The following is an 18285-nucleotide window of genomic DNA, read 5'->3' as shown; positions in this document are numbered from 1 at the left end:
AAAATCCCCGCTGCATTAGTCGGGGATTTTCCAGTTAAAGCAATATATAGGCTAGAGGCGCAGCAATCAGTATCGTTAGAATTGTTCTTTCTGCCCAGATGACAAGCAGCTGAGGAATGGTGATCGGGATCTCTGTTGATAAAATACACGGGACAAGTGCAGAAAAGAAAATGATAGCTGATACTGAAACGACTCCGATAACAAATTTAGTGGCCAGTGCTGCCTCTGCTGCAAGCAATGCCGGCAAAAACATTTCAGCAATCCCCACTGCACTTGCTTTTGCTGCTAATAATGGCTCAGGCAGCTGCACTAGAGCCGTAAAAGGATAAAAGATATATCCAAGCCAGTCGAAAACAGGAGTGAATTCTGCAAGAACCAAGCCTAATAAACCTACTGACATAATGGATGGCAAAATGGACATCGTCATGACAAACCCATCTTTTAAATTATCTCTGATGTTTTTCCATAATCCAGGGGACTGAGCGGCTGTATCCATCGCTTCTTTCCAGGCTGCCTGCAGACGGCTCCCTGAAAAGGTTTCCTTTGGAGGCAGCTGTCCATTGTAATATTCTTCGCTCATTGATCTAAGAGGCCAGATTCTTACCGTAATAGCCGTTACGATGAAGGTTACAGCAAAGGTCGTCCAAAAATATGTGTTCCAGATTTCCATCAATCCAAGTGTTTTGGCAACAACAATCATGAACGTTGCGGAGACCGTTGAGAATCCGGTAGCTATAATGGCAGCTTCCTTAATACTGTATTTTCCTTCTTTGAATACCCTGTTTGTAATGAGCAGCCCGATTGAATAGCTTCCTACAAAAGAAGCCACTGCATCGATTGCAGATTTCCCGGGTGTTTTCCAGATCGGCTTCATAATCGGCTGCATTATGACACCGAAAAATTCAAGGAGACCATATCCAACCAGCAGTGCAAGAAAAACGGAGCCGATTGGAACGAGCAGCCCGACAGGCACGACGAGTTTGTCAAACAAAAACGGCCCCATACTCGGGTCATATAGCCAGTCAGGGCCATAGCCGGAGACGATCATTATGGCGACAAATAACCCACTCACTTTAAAAATGGAAAATACAATATTTACCTTGTTCTTGTTCCAGGATTTTGTATAGAAAGGATAAATGGCGCCAAGCAGGATGACGAGTAAGGCATAATAAGGGACAGCTGCAGGTATGGAAGTCTGAATGGCTGTGACAATATGGTCAAGCATAATGGAGGATTTCTCATTAACGGTGACGGGAACAAAAAACATAAATAGGCCAATTGCGCTGAAAAGAAAAAATTTAACCTTATTTTTCAAAGCTGCATTTGGATTCTTGAGCTCAGGCTGGTGAGATTGATTCACTGCAGTTTCTTTTTCCATTCTCATTCCCCCTAGTAATTTAGCGGTAAGGAGCAAAATCAGCCCCTTACCTCCTGTTCATTAATGCTGTCAAAAAGGTCAGAAAAGTGTAAGTGCCTGCTTTCACCGTTGGCTGTGCCTGGTGATCTCTTGTTGGATCGAGGCAAACTATATCCATGGCTGCAGTTTTGGAAGAAAGTCCTGCAGCATATACCGCACTGAATAATTCTTCGGTGCTCATGCCGCCTGGTGTGGATGCAGGAACCCCAGGAGCAAAGCCTATATCAAGCACGTCCATGTCAATCGTGACGTAAATTTTATCCACTTTTGACTCCAGCTGTAAAAGTGCTTCTTTAACCGTTTCTTCAATTCCCCGTCTTCTGGCTTCTTTCAGCGTAATATAATTGAGTTTGTGCTCTTTTGCATAACTGATAAGTGACTGGCTGTTAAAAAAGCCATGAAGGCCAATATTATAGACATTTTCCCCTTTAATCATGCTGTTCTGAATCAGGTTGCGGATTGGTGTCCCATTAGTCGGCCCATGGTCTTCAAGGCTTCTGAGATCAAGGTGAGTATCGAGCTGAAGTATGCCGATTTCTTTTTCTGGCTCCAGTTCTTTCAGACCGCTGACAAGCATGGCTGTAATGGAGTGATCTCCTCCAATCGCAATTGGAAATGAATCAGGAAACTGTTTTCTTATATCTTTCATTGTCTGTTTGATATTGGAATGGCATTGAGGAATATCCGTGAAATGCATTTTTACATCGCCAAGATCTGCAACCTTCATCTTTTGAAGATCACTTTCAAAATCCAGATTGTATGTGGAAAAGCCTTTCCAGGATCTCCTGAATGATTCAGGGAATTCAGATGCTCCTGATGGGCTTATGGATGAGCGGGAAAGAGGGACACCAAATAGCACGACATCCCATTTTTCTTTTTCAACTCCTCTTCCCTCTGGATTTGGCGTATCCATTCATTAACCTTAACGTCAGTTCCTAATTCGGCTTGTGGCCAAAAGAACCCGGGAGGATTTATTGTTGGCAGCATAAGCTTCCTCCTTTAACGACCACTTTCCCATTTTTAATCACGGTGTCTGTATGGTTCATTCCGTAGTGGTATTGCATTTGCATGTAGTTTGGTACATTGAGCAGCAGCAGATCAGCCTTTTTCCCCGCTTCAATGCTTCCCACTTCTTTTGCCCGATTGATGGCATGTGCTGCATTAATTGTAGCGGCAGTAATGGCTTCTGCAGGCGTTAAACCCATGTGCATACAAGCAAGATTCATCATAAAAGGCATGGAGCAGGTTGGAGAAGAGCCGGGGTTGCAATCCGTTGATAAAGCAACCGGCACACCTTTATCGATCATCCGGCGTCCTCTGGCGGCTTCGGCCATCAAGAAGAAAGCTGTGCCTGGAAGAAGCACACCGATTACTCTCTTTTCAGCCATCATTTCCATGCCTTTATCAGATGCTCTAAGCAAATGATCTGCAGAAATGGCACCGACTTCCGCGGCAAGTTCCGCTCCCTCATATGGTTCGATTTCATCAGCATGGATTTTTGGAATCAGGCCAAGCTTCTTCCCTGCTTCAAGCAGCTTTCTGGACTGTTCTGGAGTGAATACGCCCCTTTCACAGAAAATATCGTTGAATTCGGCAAGCTTTTCTTCCGCTACTTTCGGAAGCATTTCTTCAATGACCAAATCAACAAAAGCGTCTGGATTCTCTTTGTATTCTGCAGGAACCGCATGTGCACCCATAAAGGTGCGGACAATATCCACCGGATGCAGTTCATCCGCTTTCCGGGCTGCAGTCAGCTGCTTGCGCTCCGTTTCCCAATCCAGGCCATATCCGCTTTTTGCCTCTATTGTTGTTACTCCGTGTTTAAGAAAGCGATCCAGACGGACAAGACTCGCTTCTACCAATTCCTCTTCAGATGCTTTTCTGGTCATTGAAGTGGTGGCGTGAATTCCGCCGCCATTGTTCATAATTTCCATATACGTCGCCCCGTTCAGGCGCATATTGAACTCCTCTTCCCTGCTGCCTGCATAAACTAGATGTGTATGCGGATCAACAAGTCCTGGGAGAAGAATTTTCCCTGAGGCATCAATGATTTCAGCATCATGAAGCCGGCTTTGATAGTCAGCTTCCAGTTCCGCTGTTGTACCTGCTGATTTGATAATATCTTCTTCGATCCATACCGCCCCGTCTTCTATGATGTGAAGTTCACTCATTTTTTCTTTCGTCAAGGGCTGTGCGGAGCTGCCCTTTAATGTAATCATTTGATTTGCATGTTTGATAAAAATAGGTTTTGAGTGCATAATGTGCTCCTCCTTAAAAAATGGAAGTTCCAATCCGAAATAATAACGGATTGGAGTGCTTCCTATTAGAAAATATAAAAGGCTATTTGCCAGTTTAAGAGTTTTCTTTGCTGAATTGACTGGCTTATTTGCAAATTGCATGGCTTATTTGCTGATTTGGGTTTTCTTTGCTTGTTTTCCGCCATCATTTGCAAAGTTTATAAAATACATTAAAAAATCTTTATTTCATCATCGGAATGTTTACGCCTTTTTCTTTTGCTGTTTTGATAGCAAGGTCATAGCCCGCATCAACATGGCGCACAATTCCCATGCCCGGATCAGATGTAAGCACCCGTTCAAGGCGCTGTTCTGCTTCCTTTGTGCCGTCTGCCACGATGACCATTCCTGCATGAAGTGAGTAGCCCATTCCTACACCGCCTCCATGGTGGACGGATACCCAGCTTGCACCGCCGACCGCATTGATCAGTGCATTCAGGATCGGCCAGTCTGCCACTGCATCACTGCCGTCCTTCATGCTTTCTGTCTCACGGTTCGGTGATGCAACGGAACCAGAATCGAGGTGGTCGCGGCCAATAACGATAGGTGCTTTCAATTCACCTTTTGCCACCATATCATTAATTATTTTTCCAAATCGGGCGCGCTCCCCATATCCAAGCCAGCAAATTCTTGAAGGCAGGCCCTGGAATTGGATTTTCTCCTGTGCCATCCTGATCCATTTGCAAAGGTGTTCGTTATCAGCAAATTCGCGCAGGATCACTTCATCGGTTTTATAGATATCTTCAGGATCTCCCGATAGTGCTACCCAGCGGAAAGGTCCCTTTCCTTCACAGAATAGCGGCCGGATATAGGCAGGCACGAATCCAGGGAAATCAAATGCTTTCTCAACACCTTCATCTTTTGCCACCTGACGGATATTGTTTCCGTAATCAAATGTGACTGCACCTTTCTTTTGCATGTCCAGCATAGCCTGAACATGGACAGCCATGCTGGCCTTTGACTTCTGAACATATTCAGCAGCATTTTCCTTTCGCAGAACAGCTGCATTTTCTAAAGAATAGCCGATTGGAACATAGCCATTTAAAGGATCATGTGCAGAAGTCTGGTCAGTCAGGACATCCGGGATGAAGTTCATTTCCAGCATTTTTGGCAGAATTTCAGCTGCATTGCCTAAGAGGCCGATAGAAAGCGGGCGGCCCTCGTGTTTTGCCTCTGTTGCTAATTTAATAGCCTCTTCAATTGAATAAACTTTTGTATCCAGATATTTGGTTTCAAGTCTGCGGTCAATGCGGTGTTCATCTACATCAATAGCAATGCAGACACCATCATTCATTGTTACTGCAAGCGGCTGAGCGCCCCCATTCCTCCAAGTCCTGCTGTTAAAGTAATGGTCTGTTTCAGTGAACCGGAGAAGTGCTGTCTGCCAAGCTCAGCAAAGGTTTCATAGGTTCCTTGCACGATTCCCTGACTTCCGATATAAATCCAGCTTCCAGCTGTCATTTGGCCGTACATCATCAAGCCTTTCTTATCAAGCTCATGGAAGGTATCCCAATTCGCCCAGGCAGGCACAAGATTCGAATTGGCGATCAATACCTTCGGTGCATCTTTATGTGATTTAAAGACCGCAACCGGCTTGCCGGATTGGACAAGAAGTGTTTCATCGTCTTCTAATTCATGCAATGTTTTGACAATCGCGTTATAGCAGTCCCAATTTCGTGCTGCCTTCCCAATCCCACCGTAAACAACCAGCTCTTCAGGAATCTCTGCAACTTCTTTGTCTAAGTTATTCATAAGCATGCGGAGTGCTGCTTCCTGAATCCAGCCCTTAGCATGAAGCTCACTGCCTTGATAGTTTTTTATTTCTCTTTTTGTTTCCGCTTTCATTGTTATCCCTCCAATGTTATCTCATATTTAGATTTTATAACGAGAACTATCTGAAAAGTATAATAATTAAGTTTGATTTTTTATAATTTTGTTATATTTTTATAGTGTATTTTTATGAATCTTATATAAATATTAGTATTTTTATAATTAGAACAAAAAAATAAACCTCCGGTTACACGGAGGTTTTATGCATGCTCTTTCTAAATTGATTTGGCGGCATTCCTTTAATCTTACTGAAAACTTTATTGAAATATTGCTGATTGCGAAAACCGCAGACAGATGCGATTTCCTTAATGCTTATTTCTGATTCCATCAAAAGCTTCGCAGATTGCCTAATCCGGGTTTCATTAAGCAGCTCCCGGAACGACTTGCCGCATTTTTTTGCGAGCATGGAGCTGATATAATTCGGGTTTCGATCTGCATATTCAGCTGCCCTTTCAAGAGTAACCTTAGGGTCCCAGTAATTCGTCTCAATAAAGAATAGGACTCTGTCAGTAAGTTCCAGCTTCAGCTTTTTATCAGAGCGTATGGTTTCAAAAACAAAGGAAATGAAGCTAATCATTTCGTTAATGACCTGGTAGATCAAGGGGGAATATAGGATAGTCTGGAATAAACGAAGATATTCTTTCTCCATATCCCCGTCTGCCAGCCGGAAAGTCTTCATATGCCTGCGAATTTGCGCAAGAATACTGGTCAGCCGAATTCTGATGAGTCCTGGTTCCGGATAAGGGTCTGCCAAAATAAGAAACTCCTCGTAAAACCATGACTTCAGTGCTTCTAAATCAGACTGATTCAGGAAATCAATCCACCTGCTCTGTTCCTCGGGGGTTAAGAATGGATCAATTGATAGCCATTTAGGCAATGAGCTCTCCTCAATTACCTGATTAAATCCCCTGTAAAAAGTTAACTCCATCAGCTTCCTGTTCGCAAGATAGTGGCTTCTGACGGTTCCGCTGCCCTCCTTACCAGTATAAATGCTGATCGCAATTTGTTCTGCCGACGTTTCCTGCCAATCTCTCATAAATCTCAGGCTCTCCTCTTTCCAGACCACATCAGATTTCTCAGCAATAATCAAAATCATATCATTCAAAATAAAATAGTGAACTGTTTTTTGGAAAGTATAGCTTTCAAGAAATTTAAACAGCTTTGGAAGCTCCAGAGGATTTTTGGTCTTAATTCCGATAGATACAAGTGGTTCAGCCGAATTAGATTCTTCTATAAATAAATCCTGGTAATTGAAGTCTTTTTCAGCTTTCTGACTGGATTTTTGTGCTGCAGTCCGACTAATCATCTGATTGCGCCTATGAATCTTTCGCGCTGATTTTAATAAAATATCTGCTGAAATCGGCTTAAGTATTAAATCAGATACACCCATGTCGATGGCTCTTTTTGCTTGTGAAAAGGTCGCTTCCATTGTTAAGGCAATCAAATCCGGCCCTATGATCTGAGTGGTTTTTAAAAATGAACCATAACTTTCTTCATTTATCAGATCAAGTTCAAAAATCAATAGGTCTGGCTGAAAAGTTTCAAGCTTCTTAATAAGCCCTGATTCATTTTGTGCTGACTCTACCTGCCATGCGTTCATAGAAGATTTAAGAAGCCACTCTATGCCTTTCGTATCGTACTCATCCCGATTGGCCACAAGTACTTTGTACATGCTGCCACATCCTTTTTTAATTCTATTATGAAATAATATTTTGACAGTTGTAAAGAAATTATCGTAAAAATCTCAGAAATATTAGACAAGTTATGATGCCCTTCCTGCATATCTATATATGGACAACCAATTAGGAAGGAGTATGAGCATGCCTTTTCTTGTATTAAAGAAACGCAGCATCATTGCATTTGTCATCATATTTTCAGTCATCGTTTCTGCATCAGTATGGTTTTTTTCAAAATCTGATAGTTTGACAGTATTCAACCAGACGGAGGGCGAAAAAGTCCGGGAAATTCATATGGTTACAGGAGAATTTAAAGCCAAGCTGCCTGATGGCAAAGAATTTGAAGCTTATCGCTGGGATCCGGGAACTATTTTTCTGGAAAAAGATGAAAAGGTAAATTTGAAGATTTGGGGAGTTAATGGAATGGAGCATCCATACATCATAGAAGGGACTGATATTAAAGGTGTGGTAAAAAAAGCAGAAGAAACGGTTGTCCCACTTCAATTTGATAAGGAGGGCGTTTACCGTCTAGTGTGTCTTACTCATCCGGATAAGGATAATAGCGGACCAATGATTGCTTATATTGTAGTAGACTAACTAATGGGAAAAGGGAAAGCACCGGATAATCCGGTGCTTTTCTAAATAAAAAGAAAACTTTTTACTTCGAAAACTTTCTAGCGCAAGCAGCCTGTCCCCTCGGGATGAGGTCCCAGGACAAGGAAGGCTTCGTCAGCATAATCATCGCACGACCAAAAGCGGCAGCTTTTGGGAGGACGTGGCGTTCTTAGTCTGCGTTCCTTCGTGAGCAAGGCGCTTCCGCTTTTCTTCTTCTCTTACCTCCCAATAAACATCTGTGTCCAATAATGTCCATAATAACCGCCCTGTGCATATCCCACTCCGATTTCTGTGAAATTGGCTGATAGGATGTTCTTGCGGTGGCCCTCGCTGTTCATCCATGCTGTTACAACTTCCTGAGGTGTTTTTTGACCTGCAGCAATGTTTTCTCCAGCGGTTCTGTAAGTAATTCCAAAGCTCTTCATCATATCAAACGGGCTTCCGTATGTAGGAGAGTTGTGATCGAAATACTTCTTATTGATCATATCCTGAGATTTGTATCTTGCCACTCTCGCAAGCTCCCAATTTGATTTTAAGGGCTTTAATCCATACTTTGCCCTTTCCTGGTTTACAAGCTGAACTACCTGCTCTTCCACACTTGTGGTAGCTTTTGATAATGCAGGGATATTCACCTTTTGCCCAGGATAAATGAAGTTCGGATTCGAAATCTGCCCATTGGCATTAATGATTTCAGGAACTCCCACCTGATACTTCAGGGCGATCTTCCACATTGTATCCCCTGGCTGAACGGTATGTACTGTTGATGCTTTTGCATCGAAATTGAATCCAAAGACAAGTGCGACAGACAACATTAGAATGAATGAAATTTTTGATAATGTTTTCATATTTATATTTAATCAAAATCTCTTATTCTATTAAACAGGTAATTGTTGGCGCTGATTGTAAGAATTTCTTCATTAGGTGCCTGTATGGATCCGGCACGTTTCTTGTGCCTGCAATATCTGATGATCATAGTGATCTGGAACAGCTGGGGGGTTCATTAAAAAGCTGAAGAATGTAAAAAAATTGAGGTCCTTCCCTATCACAAGCTTGGTGTATACAAATGGTAAGCACTCGGATTGGAATATCCGCTGAAGGAGATTCAGCCGCCAAGTGAGGAAATGGCAGAATGGGCATATCAGCTTTTGACTGGGTTTTAAAAAGTTGGTTTTGATTTATGATTTTAGATACAGCGTTTTACGTGGTTTGCCCCAATTGCTGTTGGGGCTTTGTTTGTATCTTGTATTTGTTGGTTTTTGCAGTATAGGTGTCGGGTTCGGACTCAAAATCGCGAACGGATGGTCTTTGAGTCCGAAGTTGATTGGTGTTTGAACTCAAAACCGCGAACGGATGGTCGTTGAGTCCGAAGTTGACTGGTGTTCGGACACAAAATCGCGAACGGATGCTCGCTGAGTCCGAAGTTGGCATGGGTTCGGACACAAAACGGATGGTCGTTGAGTCCGAAGTTGACTGGTGTTTGGACTCAAAATCGCGAAGGGATGGTCGTAGTGTCCGAAGTTGACTGGTGTTCGGACACAAAACCGCAAACGGCTGGTCGTTGAGTCCGAAATTGACTGGTGTTCGGACACAAAATCGCGAAGGGATGGTCGTAGTGTCCGAAGTTGGCATGGGTTCGGACTCAAAACCGCGAAGGGATAGTCGTAGTGTCCGAAGTTGACTGGTGTTCGGACACAAAATCGCGAAGGGATGGTCGTTGAGTCCGAAGTTGACTGGTGTTCGGACTCAAAACCGCGAAGGGATGGTCGTAGTGTCCGAAGTTGGCATGGGTTCGGACTCAAAAGCGCGAACGGAAGGTCGTAGTGTCCGAAGTTGACTGGTGTTCGGACACAAAATCGCGAAGGGATGGTCGTAGTGTCCGAAGTTGGCATGGGTTCGGACTCAAAACCGCGAAGGGATAGTCGTAGTGTCCGAAGTTGACTGGTGTTCGGACTCAAAATCGCGAACAGATGGTCTTTGAGTCCGAAGTTGATTGGTGTTTGAACTCAAAACCGCGAACGGATGGTCGTTGAGTCCGAAGTTGACTGGTGTTCGGACTCAAAATCACGAACGGATGCTCGCTGAGTCCGAAGTTGGCATGGGTTCGGACACAAAACCGCGAACGGCTGGTCGTTGAGTCCGAAGTTGACTGGTGTTCGGACTCAAAATCGCGAAGGGATGGTCGTAGTGTCCGAAGTTGACTGGTGTTCGGACACAAAACCGCAAACGGCTGGTCGTTGAGTCCGAAATTGACTGGTGTTCGGACACAAAATCGTAATCAGATACACGCTGAGTCCGAATTTAGCTTGATTTCAGTATCATTTCATCCTCTTTCTAAGCTATAATTTAATTGAGGTGGATAATTATGACAAATTCCTTGGAAAGGCCTAAATGGCTATGGTTTGGTGTACTTACATGCTTGATTCTGCTTTCCAACTATACTCTATATAGAACCACCCTTTTTGATCCGGTTCCAGACGTAGCGGCGTTGGGCTCCCTGCTTGATTTTCTGGTCGTTGTACCGCTATTGGCGTATTTCCTCGTACTGCGCAAGAGATATTCGTTGAAGTATTTAGGAGCAGTCATTTTAGCAGGATACGCTGCCGCTTATCTTATTATCCCTGCCAGGCATTTCCCGCAATTTCCCTTTTTGCCCTATTTAATTGTTTTTTCCGATATGCTTTTTATTGGGTTGGAGCTGTTTATTGCCTATAAGATTCTAACTAAGCTGCCAGGACTTTTAAGAGAATATCGCAGGCTGAGTGGAAACAATTCACTTTTTCTCTTTAATGCCAAGAGATCTGCGGAAAAGCATTTACCCAACCATAAAATAGGGTCTGTTTTTGTGACTGAATTCGCCATGGTAAATTACGCCCTGTTTTCATGGAAAAAGAAAACTTCGATAAAGTATGGCGATTCTTTTACCTACCATCAAAAAACAAGTGTGAATGCCGTTTATATCATGCTGATCCATGCGATTGCAATTGAATCAATCGGACTGCATTATTGGCTTCATTCATGGAATGCTATTGCAGCATATATCGTATTAATAGCAAATATTTATGGTATTTTGTACTTTCTGGCCGAGATAAACGCCACTCGCTTAACACCTTTCGTGCTTACTGATTCTCACTTGCTGCTGCAGTCCGGATTCTCAAAAAGCATGTACCTTCCATTGGAAAATGTTAAAGAAATCATGTACTATGATGGCCCTGAAAAGTTCAGCAGACAAGAAATGAATGATCTATTTGATGCCAGAGTGCCTGATTTAATTCAAGAAAAGCCGATGTTAGAAATTCTGCTGAAAGATCCCCAGGTTTATGAATTAATGTATGGCTTAAAAAGAAAGGCCAGCCGCATCGTGCTGAATGTGGATGAACCAGAACGGTTTTATCGGGAAATGCTGAATAGGCTGAACCAAAAATAAAAGGAAAATCCCTAAATGGATTTTCCTTTTTAAGTGTGCTTATTTCCACCAGTTATCGTGCATCGATGCAGGCAGCTGGCGCTTGTGTTCAGAAACCATATAGCGTTTTTCGATTTTTTTGCAGCTTCCGGACTTACTGATTTCCCTTCAAGGTAGTCATCCAATTCATCGTATGAGATACCTAATTCAGTTTCATCAGCCTGTCCGGGTTTCTGGTCAAGAAGATCGGCTGTAGGTACTTTTAAGTATAGTCTTTCTTCTGCCCCAAGCTCTTTAAGAAGTTTTTTCCCTGTCTTTTTGTCAGTCCGGACAGCGGCAGGACATCTGCTCCGCCATCGCCGTATTTTGTGAAGAATCCAGTCACTGCTTCTGCAGCATGATCCGTGCCAATGACCAGCAAGCCGTATTGGCCGCCAATTGCATATTGGGCAATCATTCTCATGCGGGCTTTAACATTGCCTTTATGATAATCCTTCAGGGGTTCTTCCGGAATTATACGATCATACTCGGTTTTCACTTCATCGACTGCATTTTTAATATTAAAGACCACTTCTTTGTCGGCCTGAATAAAGGAAAGGGCAAGCTGTGCATCCTTCTCATCCTGCTGAACGCCGTACGGAAGGCGGACTGCTATGAATGTTGCCTCCTTCCCTTCTTTTCGAAGCTCTTCAACCGCAAGCTGCGCAAGTCTTCCGGCAAGAGTGGAATCCTGGCCGCCGCTTATGCCTAGTACATAACCTTTTGAATTTGTTTTAACAAGATAATCCTTTAGAAACTCAATTCTTTTCTTTATTTCTTCCTTTGGATTGATATTCGGATTTACATTTAAACTTTCCATAATTTCTTTTTGCAGATTCATTGCAGGTTCCTCCCTCTTCTTAAAGCTTCAGCCTTTTATATTTTCTTTCACCTGGCTGATCATTTTCATCTTATTATCCCAGCACTCCTGGCTAAGGTCGACTGGGTATTCCTCTGGATTTAAGGAACGGCGGTACTCATCCCATAATACATTGAGATTATCCTTTGCAAAGCTTTGCATGTCTTTTAAAGATGGAATTTTATAGGTAAGCTTGCCTTCCTGAAATATCACTTTATGCAGTTCCCTGGCTTCGAAATTTGTAACAAACTTGCTTATAAATGTGTGAACAGGATGGAACATCTTAAGCTTTGGCTCAGCTTGAGGATTTTCATGATCCAGAGCAATGTAGTCCCCTTCTGATTTATGGTTATCTCTGTTAATAATCCGATAAACCCTCTTTAATCCGGGAGTTGTCACTTTCTCTGGGTTGCCGCTTATTTTTATGGTGTCAGCCATTTTGCCATTTTCATCTTCTATTGAAACGAGTTTATAAACAGCCCCTAATGCAGCCTGTTCGTACGCTGTAATGAGTTTTGTGCCAATGCCCCAAATATCGATTTTCGCTCCTTGAGCTTTCAGGTTTATGATGGTGTATTCATCCAGATCATTTGAAGCGATAATCTTTGCTTCAGGAAAACCCGCATCATCCAGCATTTTTCTTGCTTTTTTAGAAAGATAAGCCAAGTCCCCGCTATCAAGCCTTATACCTTTAAAGTTAATTTGACCCTGCATTTCCTTCGCCACTTTAATTGCATTCGGGACTCCGGATTTAAGAGTGTCATACGTATCGACGAGAAAAACACAATCCTTATGGGTCTGGGCATATTTCTTAAAAGCTGTATACTCGTCCCGGTAAGCCTGTACAAATGAATGGGCATGTGTCCCTGCAACAGGAATGCCAAACTTCTTGCCTGCTCTAACATTAGATGTTGCGTCAAAGCCGCCGATATAGGCAGCTCTTGTTCCCCAGATAGCTGCGTCCATTTCATGGGCTCTTCTTGAACCGAATTCCATGGCTGTTCCATCGCCAATTACTTCTCTGATTCGGGTTGCTTTTGTAGCAATTAATGTCTGGTAGTTAATGATATTCAAAATAGCTGTCTCAATAATCTGTGCTTCAGCCAGCGGGGCTTCTACACGCAAAATGGGCTCATTGCCGAATACAAGCTCACCTTCTTCCATTGATTTGATGGTCCCTGAAAACCTCATATTTTTCAAGTATTCGAGGAAACCTTCTTCATAATTCAATTCGTTTTTTAAGTACTGCAGATCACTGTTTGTAAATCTAAAGTTTTCTATATACTCTATAACTCTTTCCAGGCCGGCAAAAATTCCATAGCCGTTGCCAAAGGGCAGCTTCCTGAAGAACACTTCAAAGACCGCCTTTTTATTATGTATGTTGTCTTCCCAGTAGGTCTGGGCCATATTTATTTGGTACAGATCAGTATGCAAGGCTATACTATCATCCGCAAATTCCCTCTGCATTATCGAAAACCTCCTGTGACAAATATAACAATTCCTTTTAAAAATCTGTTATCTGCTATTATCCCCATTTTCCCCCATTCAATTTTTTATCCTCTTAAATGGATGAAAAATTTGGCTATTATTTTTATAGTAGTGAAGTTTACCGTCTTTATCAAATTTTTCAACCTCCAGGCATACGGTTATTTACCCGTTAAGGATTTTTTTACACATTCTTCTGCGGCTGTTCGTTATATTGAATGATGATATTATCCTGTTATAACGCTTTGAAATTATTTCCCGAGTGTCACATGCTGGGATATTATATTGAGATAAGATGCAGGAATATTCCCTCGGACTGCACTTGCCTATTACGGCAATCACCAACTTTCTGCCCTCCGCATAGGATGTCATGAACTGACAAGGAGGACTGTGGGATATGGAAAGACGGGGCCTTTTGCCTTTCGTTGTGACCGCATTTTTTGCCGTAATGATTTCGCTCTTTGCTTTCTCCCTCATGGATTCAAAGGATGACGCGCCAAAAACCCAGACTACTACAGATGGCCAAAGCAAAAGCAATGACAGTGATATCAGTAATCAAGTAAAAAATAATATAAAAGGAAATAAAGCTAATGTAAATAACTCAATCGACAACGATTTGAATAATGGTGAAGATAGTCAAATCGACAATAATGTTACGAATGACATTGAGGTAAATGTGGATGTTAATGTAACAAATACAATCAAAAATAAGGCTGATAAAAATCAGGACTCCAATCAAACAGGTAATGGAAATGAAAATAGCGGCACCAAAGACAGCAGCGGAGATAAAGGTGCGAAAAATGACCAGGATGGCAAGTCAGAGGATGATGAAGTCGTTTGGGGTGTAGACTCTGCAAGTCTCACCACAAGCGACTTGCTTTCATGCGTTCGGGAAAACTTCGGGTCACCTAAAGTGTGGGGACGCTATTTAGGTGAAAAAGAAGGTGTATCTGCAGGCATTACACCCCAAGAGGCTGAACTTCTGCAAAGGAATGATATTAAATTACTCGTGATTTGGAATCGATTTAATGAGGCAACTGGCCTGGAAAATGGACAGAGTGAGGCGAATGCAGCTGTCCAATTGGCAAAGGAGCTGGGAATCCCGGAGGGTGTAGCGATTTTCGCGGATTTTGAGCCCGATTATCCTGTTGATTCTGCCTTCATTGAAGGCTGGTATCAAGCAATGGAGGAGTCACCCTATCATCCTGGCATATATGGGATTTTTGATAAGGAACAGGACCTGACTAAATCTTTCAGTCAAGCAGCAGCCGAAAATTCTTCCCTTCTTGAAAATACATTCATATGGACAGCTGCGCCAAATGCAGGAATTACTAAGCAGGAACAGGCGCCTGGATATAAACCAGAAGCTCCTGCAAATTCATTGATTGCAGGCTGGCAGTACGGAATTGATGCGAAGGCATGCAATATTGATACAAATTTATTCAACAAAGATATACTTGATGTTCTTTGGTGAGTAAGAAAAGCGGAAGCGCCTTGCCCACGAAGGAATGCAGACTAAGATCGCGACGTCCTCCCAAAAGCTGCCGCTTTCGGTTGTGCGATGTTTATGCTGACGAAGCCTTCCTTGTCCTGCGTGCCTCAGGCATAAGCCGCTCCCTGTGAGAAGGCGTTTTTCCTTCTGAAAGGAATCGGCTTATGATCCCGAGTTTCTAGGAGCCGCTGGAGCTAGACAGCAAAAAAGAGCCCACAAAGGCTCTTTTATATTTTGAAGCTGTTTTTCGGCATTCTGTTATTCCAAAACTGGTTCATGACAAAGGGAGTGCCAATAAACACAGGAACTACATAATAGCTGAGACGGTAGAACATGAGAATCAAGAGCCCCAATTCGGTGGGAACACCTTGTGATTCCAGTCCGATCAAAAATACAAAATCAAATGAACCAATTCCTCCAGGGATCATACTCGCAATGCCAGCGCAAGCTGAAATGATGACAATGGGAAACAGAACAAAAAATGAAATCGATACTTCAAGTGCCCGGGCTATTCCCCAGATACAAATGATGATAAATAGCCACTCTGATAAAGAAACAGCCAGCAATTCCCCTGCAAATCCTTTTTTGATGTGCTTCGTATTCCAAAAAGACGACTTAAAAAAGTAAACGCACAGCAGCAGAGGTGTATAAGCTGCAACGGCCCAGACTGCAATCTTTATAAGTTTAACATCATCGTATAAATGTAAATCTGTAAAAAGGACGATCCATGACAATATGGACAAGCCGGTTAGGTAAAAAAGCGACAGCTTGGCAATTATTTTGATATACGGAGTATTGGCAGTCAGGTAATCCTTATAAAAATAGGACCTGAGTGTAGCTCCGGCCACACCCCCAAATCCGAGAAAGTTAGAGAATGCATTGGCAGATAAAGAATAAAATAATAGCTTTTTTTAGGCACTCTAATTCTGAAAAGCCTTTGGAGTATTTCATCATAAAAATACATTGGAAAAAGTGCAGCCAGTCCCAATAAAACGATAAAAAATAGCCTTTGGAAGGTTAGCCGGTCAATATAAAGCTCAAGGAGAGCCCAATTAAAATCAATGAATATCCCTTTTGCCTCCACCATGACAATCAGCAAAATGAATAAGGGTACGAGGAGTTTGGAAAGTGTTATAATTGTTTTTTGTTTTAACAAAGACAAAATACCCCACCATTCATGTATTGAACTAGAGATAATGATTAATTAATCTCCCTGATAGAGTGTATCAAACTAAGCCGATAATATATATACTTTCTCCTATTATATTCCTGTATAGGTACAATAGAATGGACAAACGATAACTTTTTGCAATTGGTTACATCTGCAATTGTTTTCAATAGAGCATTCAATTATACTTAAATCTGTGAATAGAGGTGAAATAATATCTTTGAAATAATAACTGAATCGTCTTTTATTTCATCAGAATATACTCTGTATTTAACATATATCATTGGTTTAGCTGCCAAGCTGTTAATCATTTGGAAAATAGAGCCGACTTTATACAGTAGCAGATATATTGAGAATGAACAAAGAGAATATGAAAGCCTTCCAGAGTTCCGCATGGATCGGGGCTTTATTTGCGATTCGATTCAGTCCTGGATTGCAAAACTTATACTGAAAAAAGGTGAACAAAGTGATGAGCCAGAAGGTCTCTCCCCTATTTTAAAAAAATTATAGCGGGAGGTTTGACCTGTATGAGAAAAATTAAACTGTTGCTAGCCATTACCATGATTACTGTACTGCCTATATTCTTATCTGCCTGTCAGGCACAAGGAGGAGAAGGAACAGGCTTTTTCCATCATTATTTTGTCGATCCGTTTGCATTGGCAATACATGGAACAGCTGTTTTCTTTCATGGCAATTTCGGCCTGGCTATTATCTTCATTACCATAATGATTAGGCTGATATTAATGCCATTAATGCTCAAACAATATAAAAATCAAAGCTTAATGAAAGAAAAAATGGATAAGTTAAAACCTGAACTTGAAAAAATCCAGCAAAAGCTGAAAACAGCGAAAAAACCACAGGAGCAGCAAAAGCTGCAGCAGGAAATGTTCGGTTTGTATCAATCTCATGGAGTAAATCCTTTGAATGCTGCAGGATGTCTGCCAATCTTTATACAAATGCCCATTCTGATGGGGTTCTATTATGCCATAAGAGGAAATCAGGAAATTGCTGCACATTCGTTTCTCTGGTTCAATCTTGGTCATTCTGATATTTGGATCACAATCATTGCAGGAATTGTGTACTATCTTCAGTACCGGTTCACTCTAACTAATATGACTGCTCAAACGCCAAAGCAAATGAAATTGATTGGTTTATTATCTCCTGTAATGATTATGCTGGTTTCTTTAAATGCACCTGCAGCTTTGCCGCTATATTGGACTGCGGGCGGAATATTTTTAGTTTTTCAATCATGGCTTGGCAGAAGATTATATACAAAAGATAAACCTGATGCTGTGCAGATCATGTCAGAATCATAATTATATGAGGAGCGGGCTTAATGCCCTGCTCCTTTTTTGTTTATTTTATTAAAGAATCTGTATAAGAGCACCTATTCATGGAAAGATAAGGGGGAAAACGGAAGGAGGAAAGTGAATGATCAAGAGGAAATTATTTTTGGCAGGGGCCTTGTCAGCTGCATTGCTTGCAGGCTGCGGCATGAATGACGCGGATATGAATGAAACAGCTCAAAGAAACAGAGACTTGACAGAGCCTACAAAAGTAAACGACAGCAACTATGGCGAAAATGGACGCACAACTGAACCGGGGATTGATCTTACCCGCACAGGAACGGACAATGAAAATCAAAATGAATCCCCGCGAATGAAGGTTGCTGATAAAGCTGCCGATAAAATTACTTCCATTCCAGAGGTTGAGACTGCGAATGTAATCGTGACAGATAATAATGCCTATGTTGCCGCACGCTTGAGTGATGGAAATGGAGATTTGACTAAGGATGTCGAGGGGAAGATTTCAGATCAGGTTAAAGCAGTCGATCAGGATATTGATAATGTATACGTTTCTGTTAACCCCGACTTTTATGATCGAATGACAGGATATACAGAGGACATTCGAGCTGGTCAGCCAATCGAAGGATTTTTTGATGAATTTACAGAAACTGTCCGCAGAATTTTCCCTGCACAAAGGTAAAAAAGAAAACGGCCTTCATAA

Annotated in this window: 12 protein-coding genes and 2 pseudogenes; 5 read left to right on the top strand and 9 right to left on the bottom strand. The window is 42.0% G+C overall.

Annotated elements, in window-relative coordinates:
• Positions 1 to 34: 34 nt before the first annotated feature.
• The 5 genes and pseudogenes from M5V91_RS08535 to M5V91_RS08515 form a co-directional block, all read right to left on the bottom strand.
• Positions 35 to 1378, bottom strand: coding sequence for a YjiH family protein (locus tag M5V91_RS08535; RefSeq protein WP_217024913.1), 1344 nt, complete (start codon positions 1376 to 1378; stop codon positions 35 to 37).
• Between the two features lie 46 nt (positions 1379 to 1424).
• Entirely contained in the window at positions 1425 to 2330 is a 906-nt protein-coding gene (locus tag M5V91_RS08530; protein WP_284522004.1) for an agmatinase family protein, read from the bottom strand.
• Positions 2331 to 2388: 58 nt separating this feature from the next.
• Positions 2389 to 3675 (bottom strand): imidazolonepropionase, encoded by a 1287-nt coding sequence (gene hutI, locus M5V91_RS08525; RefSeq protein ID WP_217024909.1) that lies wholly within the window; start codon positions 3673 to 3675, stop codon positions 2389 to 2391.
• A 220-nt stretch (positions 3676 to 3895) separates the two neighbouring features.
• A pseudogene (gene hutU / locus M5V91_RS08520) lies at positions 3896 to 5556 on the bottom strand (urocanate hydratase).
• Between the two features lie 172 nt (positions 5557 to 5728).
• Complete coding sequence (locus M5V91_RS08515) at positions 5729 to 7213, bottom strand: response regulator transcription factor (RefSeq protein WP_251175637.1); 1485 nt, start codon at positions 7211 to 7213, stop codon at positions 5729 to 5731.
• 148 nt (positions 7214 to 7361) lie between these two features.
• Between M5V91_RS08515 and M5V91_RS08510 the strand changes: the two genes are divergently transcribed.
• On the top strand, positions 7362 to 7814 hold the full coding sequence (locus tag M5V91_RS08510; protein WP_019379850.1) for a cupredoxin domain-containing protein: 453 nt from the start codon (positions 7362 to 7364) through the stop codon (positions 7812 to 7814).
• Between the two features lie 236 nt (positions 7815 to 8050).
• On the opposite strand, the gene safA is transcribed toward M5V91_RS08510, so the two are convergent.
• Positions 8051 to 8677, bottom strand: a complete 627-nt coding sequence (safA, locus tag M5V91_RS08505; protein WP_157380239.1) for a SafA/ExsA family spore coat assembly protein — start codon at positions 8675 to 8677, stop codon at positions 8051 to 8053.
• Between the two features lie 1517 nt (positions 8678 to 10194).
• Between safA and M5V91_RS08495 the strand changes: the two genes are divergently transcribed.
• Positions 10195 to 11256 carry a hypothetical protein gene (locus tag M5V91_RS08495; protein WP_284522003.1) on the top strand — a complete coding sequence of 354 codons (1062 nt, stop codon included), beginning with the start codon at positions 10195 to 10197 and terminating at the stop codon, positions 11254 to 11256.
• 39 nt (positions 11257 to 11295) lie between these two features.
• Here M5V91_RS08495 and nadE read toward each other — a convergent pair.
• A pseudogene (nadE, locus tag M5V91_RS08490) lies at positions 11296 to 12115 on the bottom strand (NAD(+) synthase).
• Positions 12116 to 12142: 27 nt separating this feature from the next.
• Positions 12143 to 13600, bottom strand: coding sequence for a nicotinate phosphoribosyltransferase (locus M5V91_RS08485; RefSeq protein ID WP_251175635.1), 1458 nt, complete (start codon positions 13598 to 13600; stop codon positions 12143 to 12145).
• 415 nt (positions 13601 to 14015) lie between these two features.
• Between M5V91_RS08485 and M5V91_RS08480 the strand changes: the two genes are divergently transcribed.
• Entirely contained in the window at positions 14016 to 15092 is a 1077-nt protein-coding gene (locus M5V91_RS08480) for a glycoside hydrolase domain-containing protein (RefSeq protein WP_251175634.1), read from the top strand.
• 245 nt (positions 15093 to 15337) lie between these two features.
• On the opposite strand, the gene M5V91_RS08475 is transcribed toward M5V91_RS08480, so the two are convergent.
• A complete protein-coding gene (locus M5V91_RS08475; protein ID WP_284522002.1) occupies positions 15338 to 15958 on the bottom strand; it encodes a lysylphosphatidylglycerol synthase domain-containing protein in 621 nt (206 codons plus the stop codon).
• Positions 15959 to 16805: 847 nt separating this feature from the next.
• On the opposite strand from M5V91_RS08475, the gene yidC reads away from it, so the two are divergent.
• Together yidC and M5V91_RS08465 are read left to right on the top strand one after the other, a co-directional pair.
• Positions 16806 to 17594 carry a membrane protein insertase YidC gene (gene yidC / locus M5V91_RS08470; protein ID WP_019379844.1) on the top strand — a complete coding sequence of 263 codons (789 nt, stop codon included), beginning with the start codon at positions 16806 to 16808 and terminating at the stop codon, positions 17592 to 17594.
• A 115-nt stretch (positions 17595 to 17709) separates the two neighbouring features.
• Positions 17710 to 18264 carry a YhcN/YlaJ family sporulation lipoprotein gene (locus M5V91_RS08465; RefSeq protein WP_019379843.1) on the top strand — a complete coding sequence of 185 codons (555 nt, stop codon included), beginning with the start codon at positions 17710 to 17712 and terminating at the stop codon, positions 18262 to 18264.
• The last annotated feature ends 21 nt before the right edge of the window (positions 18265 to 18285 follow it).

The sequence above is a fragment of the Cytobacillus pseudoceanisediminis genome, assembly GCF_023516215.1.
Taxonomy (GTDB): domain Bacteria; phylum Bacillota; class Bacilli; order Bacillales; family Cytobacillaceae; genus Cytobacillus; species Cytobacillus pseudoceanisediminis.
This window is presented reverse-complemented; position numbering and strand designations above follow the sequence as displayed.